This window comes from Mesorhizobium sp. ESP-6-2, from assembly GCF_020164675.1.
Taxonomy (GTDB): Bacteria; Pseudomonadota; Alphaproteobacteria; order Rhizobiales; family Rhizobiaceae; genus Mesorhizobium.
On the sequence record NZ_JAIUGT010000007.1, the window covers coordinates 81,368 to 95,706 of the forward strand.

Sequence of the window (14,339 nt, forward strand, 5' to 3'; positions counted from 1 at the left end):
TTTTCCCGATTCTACGGCCGGAGTTTTCTCCGTGTCCTCTCAATGGCGATCACGCTGATGGGCGTTCTCGTCTTCTCGACATCGGCCCTGCGGGCCCAGGAGTACACCGCTCAGGAGATTGTCGATTCCGGTCACAAGTTCTTCGGCGCGACATCGGGCGGCCTTGCCACAGTCGTGGAGAAGATTTTTGCTTCCTATGGCTTGCCCAATGGTTATCTGCTTGGCGAGGAAGGATCCGGCGCGCTCATCGGCGGCCTGACCTATGGCGAAGGCACGCTCTACACCAAGAATGCCGGCGACCATAAAGTGTTCTGGCAAGGCCCGTCGCTCGGCTGGGATTTCGGCGGCGAGGGATCGCGGGTGATGATGCTCGTCTATAATCTCGATGACGTCGGCAATCTCTACAACCGTTATGGCGGCGTCGCCGGCTCGGCCTATGTGGTGGCGGGTGTCGGATTCAACGTGCTGAAGAACAACAATGTGCTGCTGGTGCCGATCCGCACCGGCGTCGGCGCCCGGCTTGGCGTCAATCTCGGCTACCTGAAGCTTACCGAACGGGCGACGTGGAATCCGTTCTGACCCGAGGTCACGGCCGGAATGTGTATACGCTTTCGATGAGAATCCAGATCCGATGACCCATATGCGCCGCGGCGAGCCCTTGCCGCAGCGCCGGATTTCCGTCATGCCAACAGAGTAACGGTCAAAGGTCGCGACCGGCTTTTGATCCTCGCATTGTTGCATGTCGGCGCGCGATAACGGATAGTCACTTGGTTCAGTCGGTCCTGTTCTTTGCTCTCGGCTTTCTCTGCGCCGGCTTTCTGGCGCTGATGGTGGCTCCGGCCATCTGGCGGCGGGCGGTCGCCCTGACGCGCAAACGCATCGAAGCCTCGATCCCGCTGACGCAAGCCGAAATCGGGGCCGACAAGGATCGGATCCGGGCGGAGTTCGCCATGGCGACGCGCCGCCTCGAGATGAACGTCAAGGCGCTGCGCGAGAAGTCGACCGAGCAACTCATCGAGATCAATCGCGGCCGCGAGGCCCTGAAGGGGCTGGCGGTGGAGCGCATGGACAAGAACCAGGTGCTCGATGAACTGGCCGCCAAGAACGCGGCGCTGCACCAGCGCGAGGATGAACTGCACCGGCTGTCCGAGCGGCTCAAGGAGACCGAACGCAAACTGGAGAAACGCGCGCTTGAGCTTGAGAAGCTGGAACGCATGTATGACGACGCCAGCTTCTCCTCCAGCAGCCGCCAGATCGAACTCGTGGCGCGCGAATCCGAGTTGCAGAAGCTCGCCAGCGATATCGCGCTGCTGCGCGGCCAGCGCAAGGAGGCGGACAGGCGCAACCAGGAGATCGCGGCCGAAAGCAAGGCCGCGCGTGAGGCGCTGAAGGCCGAGAGGAAAAAAACCGCCGAACTGGACAAGAAAGTCGAACGGCTGCTCGCCACGCTTGCCGACCGAGAGGAGAAGCTCGAACGCCGCGAGAAAGATCTGGCGCGGCAGCGCGAAAAAGCGAAGGCTGAGGACGGCGCGTCGGCCTTGCGGTTGATCGGCGGGCAGGTACAGGCGGACAGGCGCGACGACGTCGAAAAGGCGATCGCCAGGCTCGACGCCGACCGTGAGCGGCTGGAGGCCAGACTGACGGCGCTGGCACGCGAGAACAAGCGGCTGAAGGCGGATCTGTCCGCCGCCGAGGCCGCCAGCCCGCAGGGCGATACACGCCAAGCAAGTTCCATGTTGCGCGAACAGATGAATGACCTGGCGGCGGAAGTCGTCAACTTGACAGCCAAGCTCGAAGGGCCGGGGTCGCCGATCGCCAAGGCGCTGGAGGCGCAGCAGGATGCGCGTCCGAACAGCGGCGGCCCCAGCCTTGCCGACCGCGTGCGCGCGTTGCAGAAGGCGGCTGCGGCAGATTGAATTCAGGCCCCGCCGGCGCAGAAATAATGCAGGGCGATGGCGGATGCCGCCGCCACGTTCAGGCTGTCGAAGCCTTCCGACATGTTGATCCGAACAGTATTGAGACGGGCGAGCAGGCTTTCGGGCAGACCTTGGCCCTCAGTCCCGAGGTAGAGTGCCAGGCGTTCGGCCGGCTTTGCATCGCGTATGTCTGATGTCCCGCGCGGCGACAGCGCAAATTGGGTAAAGCCACGCCGGTCGAGCGTCGCGGCGAACCGCGCGGTGTCGCTGAACGAGGCGAATGGGACCTTCAAGGCCGCGCCGACCGAAACGCGGATCGCCTTGCGATAGAGCGGATCGCAGCAGGTCGCATCCAAAAGGATCGCGTTGGCGCCGAACGCGGCGGCGTTGCGGAAAATCGAGCCCATGTTGTCATGGTTGGCGATGCCCACGAGCACCACGATCAATGCTCGGGCAGGCAAGCCGTCCAGCAGGGCCTCGGCCGGCTGGGGCGCCTCCTTGCGACCAATGGCAAGAATGCCGCGATGCATGTGAAAACCGGCAATGGCATCCATCACAGCTCCGGCGGCGACATAGACCGGCAGGTCAGGAGATGCCTTGTGCAGGATTTCTTCGAGGCCGGCCAACCGGTTCTCCAGAACCAGCACCGATTCGGCGCGGAAGCGCGCGGCCGACAGTAGCATGTCGAGCACGACCTTGCCCTCGGCAATGAAGCGGCCCTGTCGACCGGCGAGGTCACGCTCGCGGATGTCGAGATAGGCGGCGACGCGCGGATCCCGCGGATCGTCGATGTGGACAAGGATCATCTGAGCCTCGGGCTGACAATCGGAATCGGTTGCCAAGAACACGATGCGCGGATGCAGTGTCAAAGTGTATTTTGCGCGCCCAGGATGGACGCACATTGCCGAAGGCCGCTGGTGGCGTAAACGTTTACGCGACCAGCCGTTCAAGTTCCGGCGCGGCGCAGCCTTTGTGCCATCTGAGACAGATCATCCTTGCCGCTGCCGAAAATGCCGTCGAGCGTGGCAAGCAGTTCGCGCACTGCGTCGGATTTGCAGGAGTAGTAGATCATCTGGCGGTCGCGGCGGGTGTCCACAAGGTCCAGCGCCCGCAACTTTGCCAAATGCTGCGACAGGGCGGACTGGCTGAGCATCACCTTCTCGGCGATGGCTCCGACCGACATTTCACCGTCGATCAGATAACTCATGATCAAAAGCCGTTTTTCATTGCCCATCAGCATCAGAAATTCGGCCGCCGATCCGGCGTTGGCGATTAGCTTTGTCGAGATCATCGATCCCCCATGCTCTTTGCTCATCGAGGCGCCATGGGGGCAATGGCGCCTGAATCCATAAACTCAGTTGTGAATGGTCGCCAACGAGTCAGCGCCACAACCAAAGGGTAGAACATTTCATTCAAATCTCAAGCGTTGCTTTTGATCAAACGTAATTAAGTGCAGTTATTTGTCGATGTTGCCGCCCGACCGCTCTTGGCCATGTCGACCAAGACGTGCCTCAACTCGTGCGCCGTGACCAAGGACTGCGGAAAGAAGACCCTGCTGGCATCGTCGCCAGACGCCAGATCCATGCCGTCGGCATCGAATCCAGCGATGATCCAGCCGTCGCCGGATGCCCTGGCAAAATGATGCGCGTAGAGGGCGACGGCGTCGAGATGGTCCGCATTCATGTGGTCGATCGCGGATTGCTCGCTGGCTGCCAGCTCCTCGACGATCGGCCCGTCGGTGATGAGATCGGTGCGATCAAGCAGGAAGGCCTTGCCGAAGCCGCCGTTCAGGCTGGCGCGCTGCGGTTCGAGACGAAAGATCGAGAAGTCGCCGAGGCCGGCATAGAGGCTGGCCTTCGGATTGTGGTTGAGATAGCGGCGTTCGGCGCGTGCATGCGCGTCCGATCCGCGCTCGATCCGCGCTGCCCGGCAGATCAGCGTCAACCGAGGATGCGCGAGCGGGTCGCCCTTGCCCGGCTCGCCGAGCAGCAGCGAACAGCGCGGGTCCGCAAGAATGGCAGGCGTATGGGCCGAAAGCTGCGACACCAGGATCAGCGGCGTGCCGTCGATGTCGGTGGCAACACCGACCCGACTAGCCAGCGGCGAGCCCGTCTGAGGCTCCAGCACCGCCAGGGCGCCGAAGCGGGCACGGCGCATGAGCGTCTTGGCCAGCCGGATCGCCTCGGCGTCGGTCTCGCGGATCACGTCCTTCGTTCGATCGGCCAAAATGCTCGCCCTGTTAAGTTGATTTGTCTATTCCACTTATCAGACGATGGCGCCAGGCTGGCAAGTGCTACTTCGGAGCCATGCGAATGGCGCCATCGAGACGAATGGTCTCGCCGTTGAGCATCTGGTTCTCGATGATGTGCAAGGCAAGGGCCGCATATTCCGACGGCTCGCCGAGGCGCGAGGGGAAGGGCACCGCGGCGCCCAGCGAATCCTGCACCTCCTGCGGCATGCCGGCCATCATCGGCGTCCTGAATATGCCGGGTGCGATGGTGCAGACCCGGATGCCGGAACGGGCAAGATCGCGCGCCACCGGCAGCGTCATGCCCACGACCCCGCCCTTTGATGCCGAATAGGCGGCCTGGCCGATCTGGCCGTCATAGGCGGCGACGGATGCGGTGTTGACGACGACGCCGCGCTCGCCGCCCTGCAGCGGCTCGAGCTTTGCGGCGCGGTCGGCGACGAGGCGGATCATGTTGAAAGTGCCGATCAGATTGACTTCGATCACCTTGCGGTACTGATCGAGCGGATGGGGACCATCCTTGCCGATCGTCTTCACCCCGATGGCAATGCCGGCGCAATTGACCAGGATGCGCGGTTCGCCCAGCTTGGCCGTGACCTCGGCAAGCGCGGCAACACCGCTGTCGGCGCTGCCGACATCGCATTGGACGGCGATGCCGCCGATCTCCGCCGCCACCTTGGCCGCCCGATCGAAACCGACATCCAAGATGGCGACGCGGGCGCCCCTGGCGGCCAGCGCGCGCGCCGTCGCCTCGCCAAGGCCGGAGCCGCCGCCGGTAACAACCGCGACCTCGCCGTTCGGATTCATGGCGTCATCCTTTCACATGAGGGTCAGGCGTGGATCAGGCGCGCAATCGGCGCGAATGGTCAAGCCATCGCGGCGAAGTGCTCGGCGACCCTGGCCTGGTCGGCATGGCAGACCTCGCCCGTGAGCCTTGCAACCGCGCCCGGCATGATCTCGTGCGACAGCAGCCTGTCGAGATCGACGGGGCGTGGCATCGATATCTGGCCGCGCGGGATCCGCTTGAAGCCGAGCGGTCCGTAATAAGGCTCGTCGCCGACCAGCATGACGGCGGGCGCGCGGGCCTTGGCGGCAGCTTCCAGCGCGATCGCCACCAGCCGGCGGCCGATGCCGAGATTCTTGAAGGCCGGCCGCACCGCGAGCGGCCCGAGCATCAGCGCGCGTCCGGCGCCTGCGGCGATGCGGGTCATGCGAACCGATGCGACCACGAGATCGCCATCCACGGCCACGAAGGACAGCGCGCGTTCATGCCCGCCGGCCTCGCGGATCTTGTAGGCGGCCAGTACAAAACGGCCGGGCCCGAAGGCTTCGTCATTGATGGCTTCGATCTGAGGATCATGCGCCGGAGTTTCCGGCAGGTATTCTACGTCGGCAAGGCTCATGGTCTTTGCATCCGGTACAGGAGGAAAGGTTTGCTGCAAACGGCAGCATTCGCCAATCAGCGCTTTATCAAGCGTGGGCGCCCTTTCGTCGTCGGTCGAACCGGATCAAAGCAAAATCGAACATGCGGAGTGTCCGCTAGCATCAATTTCCCGCCGCTGCAATCGGCGGTTTGCAAGTAGAGAGCAACGGGCGCCGCGACGTGCTTGACGATCTGTTCAGCGCCCGGCGATTCCACGTAACGGCTTGGAGCCCTACATGACACTCCAGACAGGAAAGGACAAGCGATGGGATTGCTGGTCGAAGGCAAATGGCAGGACCGCTGGTACGACACCAAAGGCAGCGGCGGCAAGTTCGTGCGGGCGCAGGCGCAATGGCGCGACTGGATCACTCGTGACGGGGCGCCTGCCGAAGGCCGCGGCCGCGGCTTCAAAGCGGAGCCCGGTCGCTATCACCTCTATGTCTCGCTTGCCTGCCCCTGGGCGCATCGAACGCTGATCTTCCGGGCGCTGAAGAAGCTTGAAGGCATCATCTCCGTGTCAGTCGTCCATCATTTCATGGGCGCCAATGGCTGGACGTTCCTGGCGCAGGACGGGGCCACAGGTGACACGCTCTACGGCCTGGACTTCCTGCACCAGATCTACACCAGGGCCGACCCCAACTATTCCGGCCGGGTCACGGTGCCAGTGCTGTGGGATAAAAAGGATGAGACCATCGTCTCCAACGAGTCCTCCGAAATCATCCGGATGCTCAATTTAGCTTTCGACGCTTGGGGTGACCCCAATCTCGACTTCTATCCGCAGGCGCTACGCGGCGAGATCGACGCGGTCAATGCGCTGGTCTATCCCGCCATCAACAACGGCGTCTATCGCGCTGGCTTCGCCACAACGCAGGCCGCCTACGAGCAAGCGTTCGGGGAGTTATTCGCCGCGCTCGACACGCTGGAGCATCGGCTGTCGAATCAGCGCTATCTCGTCGGCGAGCGGATCACCGAAGCCGACTGGCGGCTGTTCACCACGCTGGTGCGCTTCGACCCGGTCTATGTCGGCCATTTCAAATGCAATCGGCGCCGCATCGCTGACTATCCGAACCTGTCGAACTATCTGCGCGATCTTTACCAGGTGCCTGGCGTAGCCGGCACGGTGAACCTCAATCATATCAAGTCGCACTATTACGGCAGCCACGAAATGATCAACCCGACGCGTATCGTGCCTGTGGGGCCGGAACTTGACTACGGCGCGCGGCATGACAGGGCACGGTTCGCCAAGGCGGCTGCCTGAACTACCAGTAGGGTGACGGCGGCTTCCCGCCAAAAACCTCGGCGATGCGCCGCAGCGTTGCCGGGGTCGTACCCTGGGGCAAACGGTCGAGCGGAAAGAAACCGGCCTCAGCGATCTCGCGGTCCGGCAGTTTCGGGGCCGTCTGGCTGAATTTTTCGATCAGGTACAGGCCGACATGGTCGCGGCGGCTGGCGCGGCGGTTGAAATGCATCGAGCGCAGCACCGGCGCAGCGGTCAGCGTGATATTGCCCTCTTCCGCCAGTTCGCGCGCCAGCGCTTCGGCCATCGTCTCGCCGATCTCGACCCCGCCACCGGGAAGCTGCCAGCCCGGCACATAGGTGTGGCGGATAAGGAAGAGGGAGTTGGACGCCGTTTCGTGGATGAGCCCGCGCACGCCAAGCGTCATTGGCCGCCGCAGCACGAAGTAGAGATGGAACAGCCCGGCTCGCAGCCCCGGCCAGCCGGTCTGGCGCAAAGTGCTCTCGGGATCGGTCGCCATCAGTCGCGAAACCGTGGGTGGAAAGCCGCGTGCGCGTCGCCTATGAAGGAGAAATGTTCAGGCTCGCGCATATTTCCGATATCCATTTGGGGCCACTCCCTGAAGTAACCTATCGCGATCTCGCCTCCAAGCGGGTGCTGGGCTACGTCAATTGGCAGCGCAACCGCCGCCGGCACATGCACGATGCCGTCATCGACACCATCGTGGCCGATATCAAGGCCAGCGCGCCCGATCACCTCGCGGTCACCGGGGACCTCGTCAACCTGGCACTCGACGGCGAGATCGAGATGGCCAAGCACTGGCTGGAGACGCTCGGCTCGCCGCATGACGTGTCGGTGGTCCCGGGAAATCATGACGCCTATGTGCCTGGCGCCTTCGACAAGGTGTGCCGGTCCTGGGCGGCATGGATGACGGGCGACGGCGTCAACAGTCCGGTCGATCGCAATTCGTTTCCCTATCTGCGCGTGCGCGGCAATGTCGCGTTGATCGGCATCACCACGGCGCGTGCCACGGCACCCTTCATGGCCAACGGCTTCTTCATGGAAGGCCAGGCCGAGCGGCTGCGCAAAATGCTCGATGCGACGGCGAAGCAAGGTTTGTTCCGTGCGATCATGATCCATCATCCGCCGGTGCGGGGCGCCGTCCCGCAGCATAAGCGGCTGTTCGGCATCGCCCGCTTCCACAAAATCATTCGCCGGCACGGTGCCGAGCTCGTCCTGCATGGCCATTCACATCTGCCGTCGCTGTTTCAGATCGGCCCGCGCGACGCCAAGGTCCCGGTGGTCGGCGTCGCCGCGGCCGGCCAGGCCCCCGGCGGCAAGCCTCCGGCGGCGCAGTACAATCTGTTCGACATAGACGGTGAAAAAGGCGATTGGCGCATCCGCCTGACGCGGCGCGGCTTGACCGGGCCGGCGATACCGCCTTCGGATCTGCAGACACTGGAACTCGGGGCGCAACCGGCTATGGCCGCAAGCTGAGTCCCAGCGCCACGATACGGTCCCAGAACAGCACGATCGAAACCGCCAGTCCCACCAGCGCGCCTGCGGCGATCAGGCCAAGGCCGGACAGGACGGTCGACCAGCCCTTGCTGCGCGGCGGCGATCGCAAAGGCGGCTCGGCTTCCGGCACCACGTGCCGCTTCATGCCGGGAACGGCAACCTCGACGCCACCCTCCATCATTCTCTGGCGTTCGACGATCCGCTCGGCGACATAGCGCGTCACGGAATCGGCAACCAGCTTCATCTCGCTGGATTCGGCCAGCACCACACGGCCGATACGAGTGTCCTTCAGGAACCTGTAGGTGCGGCGGTCGCGCCCCATGGCGACATGGCTGACGGCGTCGATCCACAGGCGCGGCTGCAGGCCGGACGAGACGACGAAGTCGAAACTGTCCATGTCGGCGGGTACGTCGGCAAAAACGGGCGCGAGTTCGGCGGCAAGAAGGTCGAGCCGCATGCGGTGCGCCTCGCGCATGTCGACGACGACGTCGTCGCGATCGGCAAAGGCATTCTTCACATCGCGAATGGCATCGGACAGTTTTCTCGACGGGTCGATGATCTTTTCGCCTGCATCCTTCATGGGCGTGGCCTCGCGGTTTGGTTAACATGGAGTTAACACAGCCGCCGGCAAAATGCATCAATGCATCAAGGGTCGCCGTTGGCGGCGCACACGGAAGAAGTCAGCTGGCCGCGGCGGACAGTTTCACTCGATGCGGCCCCACGCGGCGACTGCTGTTGCGGCGAATGATTTCGGCGATCAGGTCGGGCGCTTCCTCGGCCAGCATATGGCCGGCCTCCAGCACGTGGTGCACATGGAAGCGCTCCGGCGGGTCATCCACCTGGGTAAAGGGTAGAACGGCGTCATCCGATCCCCACGCCACCATCACCGGCATGTTCAGCGCATCGAGCCGCTCGCGTGGGATGACGCCCTGTCGATCGCCCCTGGTCATGGCGGCCGCGATCTCGACGAGCTTTTCCGTTTGTCCGGGGCGGCCGCGCATTTCGCACAGCAATTCGGCCATGCGACGCGAGGGTGCGGCTCGAGGGCCGGACATTGCGGCGAGGCAGGCCTGGACTTCGGCCAAGTCCTGTGCGCGGGCAAAGCGGCGCAACAAGGGCACATTGATTTCGGGGCCAAAACCGCCCGGCGCCAGGAGCGTCAGCGAGGCGACTTTTGCCGGCTCCGCCAATGCCATCAGCGCTGCAACCGCTCCGCCCATCGAATGGCCGACGAGGTGGACGCGCTTGATCGCGCGTGCGGAGAGGTCGCCAAGGATGGCATTTGCCGCGACCTTGGCCGGTCCGGCCGACGGAAAGTCGAGCGACAGGCCGTGTCCCGGCAGATCATAGGCCAATGTGCGTACGGAAGGCGGCAGCAAGGAGATCACCTCGCGCCAGACATCGTGGCTGCCGCCAAAACCATGCAGCAGGACGATGGTCTTCGAACCCACACCCCGTTCGTCGGCATAAAGTGATGAAGTCATGAAAGGTTGAGGCTTTATTCAAGAAGGCGCGATGGAAATGTGGCTGAATTGCTCCTAGTTCAGAGCATTCGCCAGTAAAATTTTCGCGATTAGGCGATTGGCCGAACAGCGAGCCGGCTGCTGGTGGATGCCGCTCCCAAAAGCGACTTCGATTTGGGCAAACCACACGCACGAGACAAAAGCTCTAAGGCGTGTCGCATGAATCCGTTTCGACGCGAAAACGTTTGTAGGGTCTTTCGTGATTCGATGGAATCGCCGTCTGCTTGAAGTCTTTGCTTTTTACGCAACTCCGGGAGGGAAACCGGCACTAGAATGGCTCACATCTAGCTCGCGTTGAAGAGCCCGGCGGCACGCAAGGCGTGGACGAGCCGCTCGGTCAGATCGGCGGGATATTTTCTGTCGATGAAGGTTGCGCGCGGATTGGCGGCGAATTTCGGAAACTCGGTTATCAGCTCATCAAGCAGCCTGCGTGCCTGGTTGTCCCGACCGCTGATCTTGGCGCCGATCAGACGGGCGGCGAGATAGTGCGATTTCGCCGCAGTGGTTCTCAGAGCGCTGCTGGCTATCGCTGCCTTGCTGGTATCGCCCAGCATTAATTCTCCGGCGAAAAGCCCAAAGTCCCACCAGGTCGGGTGGCCGCTCGAGGCGTCCACGGCATGCGCCAGAAGAGGTGTTCCTTCGGCGTACCGGCCGGCGAAAACCAGCCCGTAGCCATAGGCGGCGGCCATGGCGAGATCGTAGGGGTTAAGATCATGGGCCTTGCGCATCCATCGCAGGGCCTCGTCGGCATTGCCAAGGCGCGAATTGATGTAGCCATAGGAGCGATGTGCGTACGGGCTGGTCGGCCCCATCTGCACGGCGCGATGGGCAAACGTCATCGCCTTCTCGATCGTTGCGTCCGGTGGGTAGGCATAGTGGTCGGTCACGGCCTCCAAATGCAAGGAGGCGAGTTCCGAATAAACCAGCGACGATTTCGCGCCATTGTTGGCAAGGGCTTCGAGGCAACGATAGGCCGTCTCGTGAGTCCTGGCGTTCTGGTCGAGATAATATTTGTCGTTGAGCAGCAGGCACTGCGTCAGACCGGTCTCCGCGCCGGACTGCTCGATGTAATTGTAGATGGTGCCAGAAGCGGGAAGTGCCGCGCTGAGAATGCCGGATATGCGATCCTCGACCACGGTTGGCGCACTGTCGGCGGCGGTCAGGTTGCGCGACAACAGCACCCGTCCGGACGCCAAGCTTTGCAATTCGATTGTAACGTCGCCCGCGTCTGGTCCAGGCAGGATATCGAAAATGAAACTCGTCGCATCGGCAACCGGATCGGCCTTGTTGACGGTGTTGCGACCGATGAAGTCGATCGTATCAAAGCCGCTCAGGCCGGCACGCAGCGATGCGGCGACGCGACTGGCGTTGGGAGTGTTGGCCTTGAGGGCGATGTAGACGAGCGGCAGCGCTTCGACCATGGGCGACGGCGTGATGCTGCCGGTTTCGCTGGCGGTCTCGAACGTTGCCGGGATGTCGCCTCCCGCCAGCAAGGCACCGCCGCCCTGGCGCAGGATCAGAACGCCCAACATGGCGATAACCACGGCGATCGCGATCCAGAAGAACCTGAGATGGCGCGTCACCGAGAGGCCCGCCGCAGGAACCTGGCCGAGCAAGGCCGCCATGGGTGCGGCATCACCGGCGATACCGGACTGTTCGGGCCGGATGACTGTCGGCTCTGCCTGACTGACGGCTTCCGCTGCTTGCGGCAAGCGGATCGCATTGAGTTCGTAGGCCGGGACGTAACCGCCGCGCGGAATGGCTATGCGGACCGGCTCGGCAATGCCTTCATTGGCGAAATAATGTTGCAGCAGTTCGCGCAGCCGGCTCGCCTGCACCCGCACGACGGCATCGGTGGACGGATCGAAATCGCCGTCCTTGCCGAAAACATCCATGGCGATGGAAAAGCCCTTGAGCCTGTCGGCTTCCCCAGCCTGCTCGCGCTCCACGAGATAGCGAAGCAGTCTGCGCGCGCGCTCGGATCTTCCGAACGTTTCGCTGGCAAGCAGTCGCTCCAGTGTCTCGCGCACTGCGGGGGCGGCAGGCGTGGCATGCTGCAAGTGTCGATCCTCTCGAAGTCGGCACAGGTTGAGGCGCGATCATATCGTTACCGCACCACCGTACAAGCATACACGTATTATGCGATCGCGTACCACACCGGATAATTTCTCGGTGGTTAATGACGAAAAAGGTGGGGACCGATCGCCAAATGACGATGGTCCCGACACCCGTTCCAGGCGTGTATTCAACCGGCTCTTTTGCCGATAATCCGGTTGGCGGCGGACACCACGGCCTCCAGCGAGGCAGCGACGATGTTGGTGTTGATGCCGGCGCCGAACAGCTTGCCGTCAGGATATTCCATCTCGACATAGGAAATGGCCGAGGCGTTCGAACCGCGCTGCATCGAGTGCTCGGAATAGTCGAGCACCGACATATCGACCCCGACATGGCGCGACAGCGCATCGACGAAGCCGTCGATCGGGCCTGTGCCCGTGCCTGATATCGTCATCTCCTTGCCGTTGTCGAGAATGACCGCCTCGACAACGCGCCGGCCCTTTACCTCGGTGTCCGGATAAGTGTGGTGATCGAGGAATTTCAGCCTGGCGCCCGGCTGGTCCACATAGGTATCGAGGAAGCGCTCATAGATGCGCCTGGCCGGCACTTCCTTGCCTTCGGCATCGGTGATCGCCTGGATTGCCTGGCTGAACTCGATCTGCAGGTTGCGCGGCAGGTTGAGCCCGTAATCCGCCTGCAGCACATAGGCGATGCCGCCCTTGCCGGACTGCGAGTTGATGCGGATGATGGCTTCGTAGCTGCGGCCGACGTCGGCCGGGTCGATCGGCAGATAGGGAACCTCCCACACTGGCGTGTTGGCCTTCTTCAGCGCCTTCATACCCTTGTTGATGGCATCCTGGTGCGAGCCGGAAAAGGCGGTGTAGACGAGTTCGCCCACATAGGGATGGCGCTCGGGGATCTTCAGCTGGTTCGAATATTCGTAGACATCCTTCATCCGGTTGATATCGGAGCAGTCCAGCTCCGGATCGACGCCTTGCGTGTACATGTTGAGCGCCAGCGTGACGATGTCGACATTGCCGGTGCGCTCGCCATTGCCGAACAGCGTGCCTTCGACGCGATCGGCGCCGGCCATCAGGCCGAGCTCGGTGGTGGCGATGCCGGTGCCACGGTCATTATGCGGGTGCAGCGAAATGATCAGGTTCTCGCGACTGTCGAGATTGCGGCACATCCACTCGATGCGGTCGGCATAGATATTGGGCGTCGACATCTCGACGGTCGACGGCAGGTTGATGATGAGCTTGTTGTCAGGCGTCGGCTTCACGATCTCGGTGACCGCGTTGCAGATCTCCAGCGCCACTTCGAGCTCGGTGCCGGTGAAGCTTTCGGGCGAGTATTCGAAACGGTAGCCGCCGCCGGCATTCGCTGCCATGTCGGTGATCATCTTGGCGGCATCGGTGGCGATGCGCTTGATGCCGGCGACGTCCTTCTCGAAGACGACGCGGCGCTGCAGCTCGCTGGTCGAATTGTAGAAATGCACGATCGGGTTGGTAGCGCCTCTGAGCGCTTCGAAGGTGCGGGTGATCAGTTCGGGCCGGCACTGCACCAGAACCTGAAGCGAAACGTCGGCCGGTACGCTGCCCTCTTCGATACACCAGCGGGCGAAGTCGAAATCGGTCTGCGAGGCCGAAGGGAAGCCGATCTCGATCTCCTTGAAACCCATGTCGAGCAGCAGCGCGAACATGCGCGCCTTGCGTTCGTGGCCCATCGGGTCGATCAGCGCCTGGTTGCCGTCGCGCAGGTCGACCGAGCACCAGATGGGCGCCTTGTCGATCACTTTCGAGGGCCAGGTCCGGTCGGTGAGGCCGACGATCGGGTAGGGTTGGTACTTGCGGGCGGCGTCCGGCATGCCGCCGTTCTGCTGGCCCGCCGGGGCCTCGCTTACGCGGATTTCTTCTCGTGCGTTCATCGTCGTTTCTCCCGGCGACCCTCGAATCCGCCTTCAGGCGGATGGGTGGCGAGTGGCGCCTTTTACCAGTTTTTCGTTCGCTTGATGTGACTGCCAAGGAGCATGCGCTTGCGCGGCGGCTCGACCGCCGGGCGCTCCTCAGCGAACCCGGCGATCGCCGATAAGGCCGAGAAGAAGCAGCGTCGAGGCAAGCGCGCGCGCGGTCTCGCCGGCAAAGCCGGTCTGACGGGAAGCGGTGATGGCGCGCGTGTTCATGGCGGTTTTCATACAGGAGCGGCCAGCCGGAGGCAAGTCGTACCGAGACAGCCGGGGCGCGTGCCGGACTACGTTCCGCCTGACGTGTCGCTGACGTGCGTGCCCTTCCAACAGGCCGAAGGCCGGACCGGCGCCGACGGGACGTAGCGGTTCACCAAAATAACATGACTTCAAAATTCAAGTTTCTGTGGAAACTTCGGGACGTCTATGGCATGCCGCTGCCGGCGCGGCCGTCTT

The 14,339-nt window shown here is 62.9% G+C and carries 14 protein-coding genes; 4 read left to right on the forward strand and 10 right to left on the reverse strand.

The genetic code is table 11. The features are described from left to right. The first annotated feature begins 42 nt into the window (after window positions 1-42). Both LB532_RS19130 and LB532_RS19135 read left to right on the forward strand, forming a co-directional pair. The gene (locus LB532_RS19130) at window positions 43-579 is read left to right on the forward strand and encodes a DUF1134 domain-containing protein (protein ID WP_224518884.1); all 537 of its coding nucleotides are present in this window, start codon (window positions 43-45) and stop codon (window positions 577-579) included. Window positions 580-767: 188 nt separating this feature from the next. Next, on the forward strand, window positions 768-1,916 hold the full coding sequence (locus LB532_RS19135; protein WP_140639785.1) for a hypothetical protein: 1,149 nt from the start codon (window positions 768-770) through the stop codon (window positions 1,914-1,916). A 2-nt stretch (window positions 1,917-1,918) separates the two neighbouring features. Here the strand turns inward: LB532_RS19135 and LB532_RS19140 are convergent, their stop codons facing one another. The 5 genes from LB532_RS19140 to LB532_RS19160 form a co-directional block, all read right to left on the reverse strand. Then, the gene (locus tag LB532_RS19140) at window positions 1,919-2,722 is read right to left on the reverse strand and encodes a TrmH family RNA methyltransferase (RefSeq protein WP_140639784.1); all 804 of its coding nucleotides are present in this window, start codon (window positions 2,720-2,722) and stop codon (window positions 1,919-1,921) included. A 140-nt stretch (window positions 2,723-2,862) separates the two neighbouring features. After that, on the reverse strand, window positions 2,863-3,207 hold the full coding sequence (locus LB532_RS19145) for an ArsR/SmtB family transcription factor (RefSeq protein ID WP_140496438.1): 345 nt from the start codon (window positions 3,205-3,207) through the stop codon (window positions 2,863-2,865). Between the two features lie 155 nt (window positions 3,208-3,362). Continuing rightward, window positions 3,363-4,142 (reverse strand): HugZ family protein, encoded by a 780-nt coding sequence (locus LB532_RS19150; RefSeq protein WP_140639783.1) that lies wholly within the window; start codon window positions 4,140-4,142, stop codon window positions 3,363-3,365. Window positions 4,143-4,209: 67 nt separating this feature from the next. Next, window positions 4,210-4,971 carry a 3-hydroxyacyl-CoA dehydrogenase gene (locus LB532_RS19155; RefSeq protein ID WP_140639782.1) on the reverse strand — a complete coding sequence of 254 codons (762 nt, stop codon included), beginning with the start codon at window positions 4,969-4,971 and terminating at the stop codon, window positions 4,210-4,212. A gap of 59 nt (window positions 4,972-5,030) precedes the next feature. Next, complete coding sequence (locus tag LB532_RS19160; protein WP_140549804.1) at window positions 5,031-5,567, reverse strand: GNAT family N-acetyltransferase; 537 nt, start codon at window positions 5,565-5,567, stop codon at window positions 5,031-5,033. 285 nt (window positions 5,568-5,852) lie between these two features. Between LB532_RS19160 and LB532_RS19165 the strand changes: the two genes are divergently transcribed. Continuing rightward, on the forward strand, window positions 5,853-6,845 hold the full coding sequence (locus LB532_RS19165) for a glutathione S-transferase family protein (protein ID WP_140639781.1): 993 nt from the start codon (window positions 5,853-5,855) through the stop codon (window positions 6,843-6,845). A gap of 1 nt (window position 6,846) precedes the next feature. Here the strand turns inward: LB532_RS19165 and LB532_RS19170 are convergent, their stop codons facing one another. Further along, window positions 6,847-7,344, reverse strand: a complete 498-nt coding sequence (locus tag LB532_RS19170) for an NUDIX domain-containing protein (protein ID WP_140639780.1) — start codon at window positions 7,342-7,344, stop codon at window positions 6,847-6,849. Window positions 7,345-7,397: 53 nt separating this feature from the next. Here LB532_RS19170 and LB532_RS19175 point away from each other — a divergent pair, with 53 nt between their 5' ends. Next, window positions 7,398-8,321 (forward strand): metallophosphoesterase family protein, encoded by a 924-nt coding sequence (locus LB532_RS19175; RefSeq protein ID WP_140639857.1) that lies wholly within the window; start codon window positions 7,398-7,400, stop codon window positions 8,319-8,321. Here LB532_RS19175 and LB532_RS19180 read toward each other — a convergent pair. The 4 genes from LB532_RS19180 to leuA all read right to left on the reverse strand — a co-directional run bounded on the left by LB532_RS19180 (window position 8,305) and on the right by leuA (window position 13,847). After that, entirely contained in the window at window positions 8,305-8,922 is a 618-nt protein-coding gene (locus tag LB532_RS19180; protein WP_140639779.1) for a hypothetical protein, read from the reverse strand. The genes LB532_RS19175 and LB532_RS19180 overlap by 17 nt on opposite strands. Window positions 8,923-9,022: 100 nt before the next feature. Continuing rightward, entirely contained in the window at window positions 9,023-9,826 is an 804-nt protein-coding gene (locus tag LB532_RS19185) for an alpha/beta fold hydrolase (RefSeq protein WP_140639778.1), read from the reverse strand. A gap of 323 nt (window positions 9,827-10,149) precedes the next feature. After that, on the reverse strand, window positions 10,150-11,925 hold the full coding sequence (locus LB532_RS19190) for a tetratricopeptide repeat protein (RefSeq protein ID WP_140639777.1): 1,776 nt from the start codon (window positions 11,923-11,925) through the stop codon (window positions 10,150-10,152). A 185-nt stretch (window positions 11,926-12,110) separates the two neighbouring features. Further along, complete coding sequence (leuA, locus tag LB532_RS19195; RefSeq protein WP_140639776.1) at window positions 12,111-13,847, reverse strand: 2-isopropylmalate synthase; 1,737 nt, start codon at window positions 13,845-13,847, stop codon at window positions 12,111-12,113. Window positions 13,848-14,339: the final 492 nt, after the last annotated feature.

Bases quoted from the DNA above. Each gene is read 5' to 3' on its own strand.
- LB532_RS19145 (WP_140496438.1), bottom strand. From the start codon at position 3,207: ATGATCTCGACAAAGCTAATCGCCAACGCCGGATCGGCGGCCGAATTT.
- LB532_RS19170 (WP_140639780.1), bottom strand. From the start codon at position 7,344: ATGGCGACCGATCCCGAGAGCACTTTGCGCCAGACCGGCTGGCCGGGG.
- LB532_RS19160 (WP_140549804.1), bottom strand. From the start codon at position 5,567: ATGAGCCTTGCCGACGTAGAATACCTGCCGGAAACTCCGGCGCATGAT.
- LB532_RS19185 (WP_140639778.1), bottom strand. From the start codon at position 9,826: ATGACTTCATCACTTTATGCCGACGAACGGGGTGTGGGTTCGAAGACC.
- LB532_RS19155 (WP_140639782.1), bottom strand. From the start codon at position 4,971: ATGAATCCGAACGGCGAGGTCGCGGTTGTTACCGGCGGCGGCTCCGGC.
- LB532_RS19165 (WP_140639781.1), top strand. From the start codon at position 5,853: ATGGGATTGCTGGTCGAAGGCAAATGGCAGGACCGCTGGTACGACACC.
- LB532_RS19130 (WP_224518884.1), top strand. From the start codon at position 43: ATGGCGATCACGCTGATGGGCGTTCTCGTCTTCTCGACATCGGCCCTG.
- leuA (WP_140639776.1), bottom strand. From the start codon at position 13,847: ATGAACGCACGAGAAGAAATCCGCGTAAGCGAGGCCCCGGCGGGCCAG.
- LB532_RS19140 (WP_140639784.1), bottom strand. From the start codon at position 2,722: ATGATCCTTGTCCACATCGACGATCCGCGGGATCCGCGCGTCGCCGCC.
- LB532_RS19175 (WP_140639857.1), top strand. From the start codon at position 7,398: ATGTTCAGGCTCGCGCATATTTCCGATATCCATTTGGGGCCACTCCCT.
- LB532_RS19180 (WP_140639779.1), bottom strand. From the start codon at position 8,922: ATGAAGGATGCAGGCGAAAAGATCATCGACCCGTCGAGAAAACTGTCC.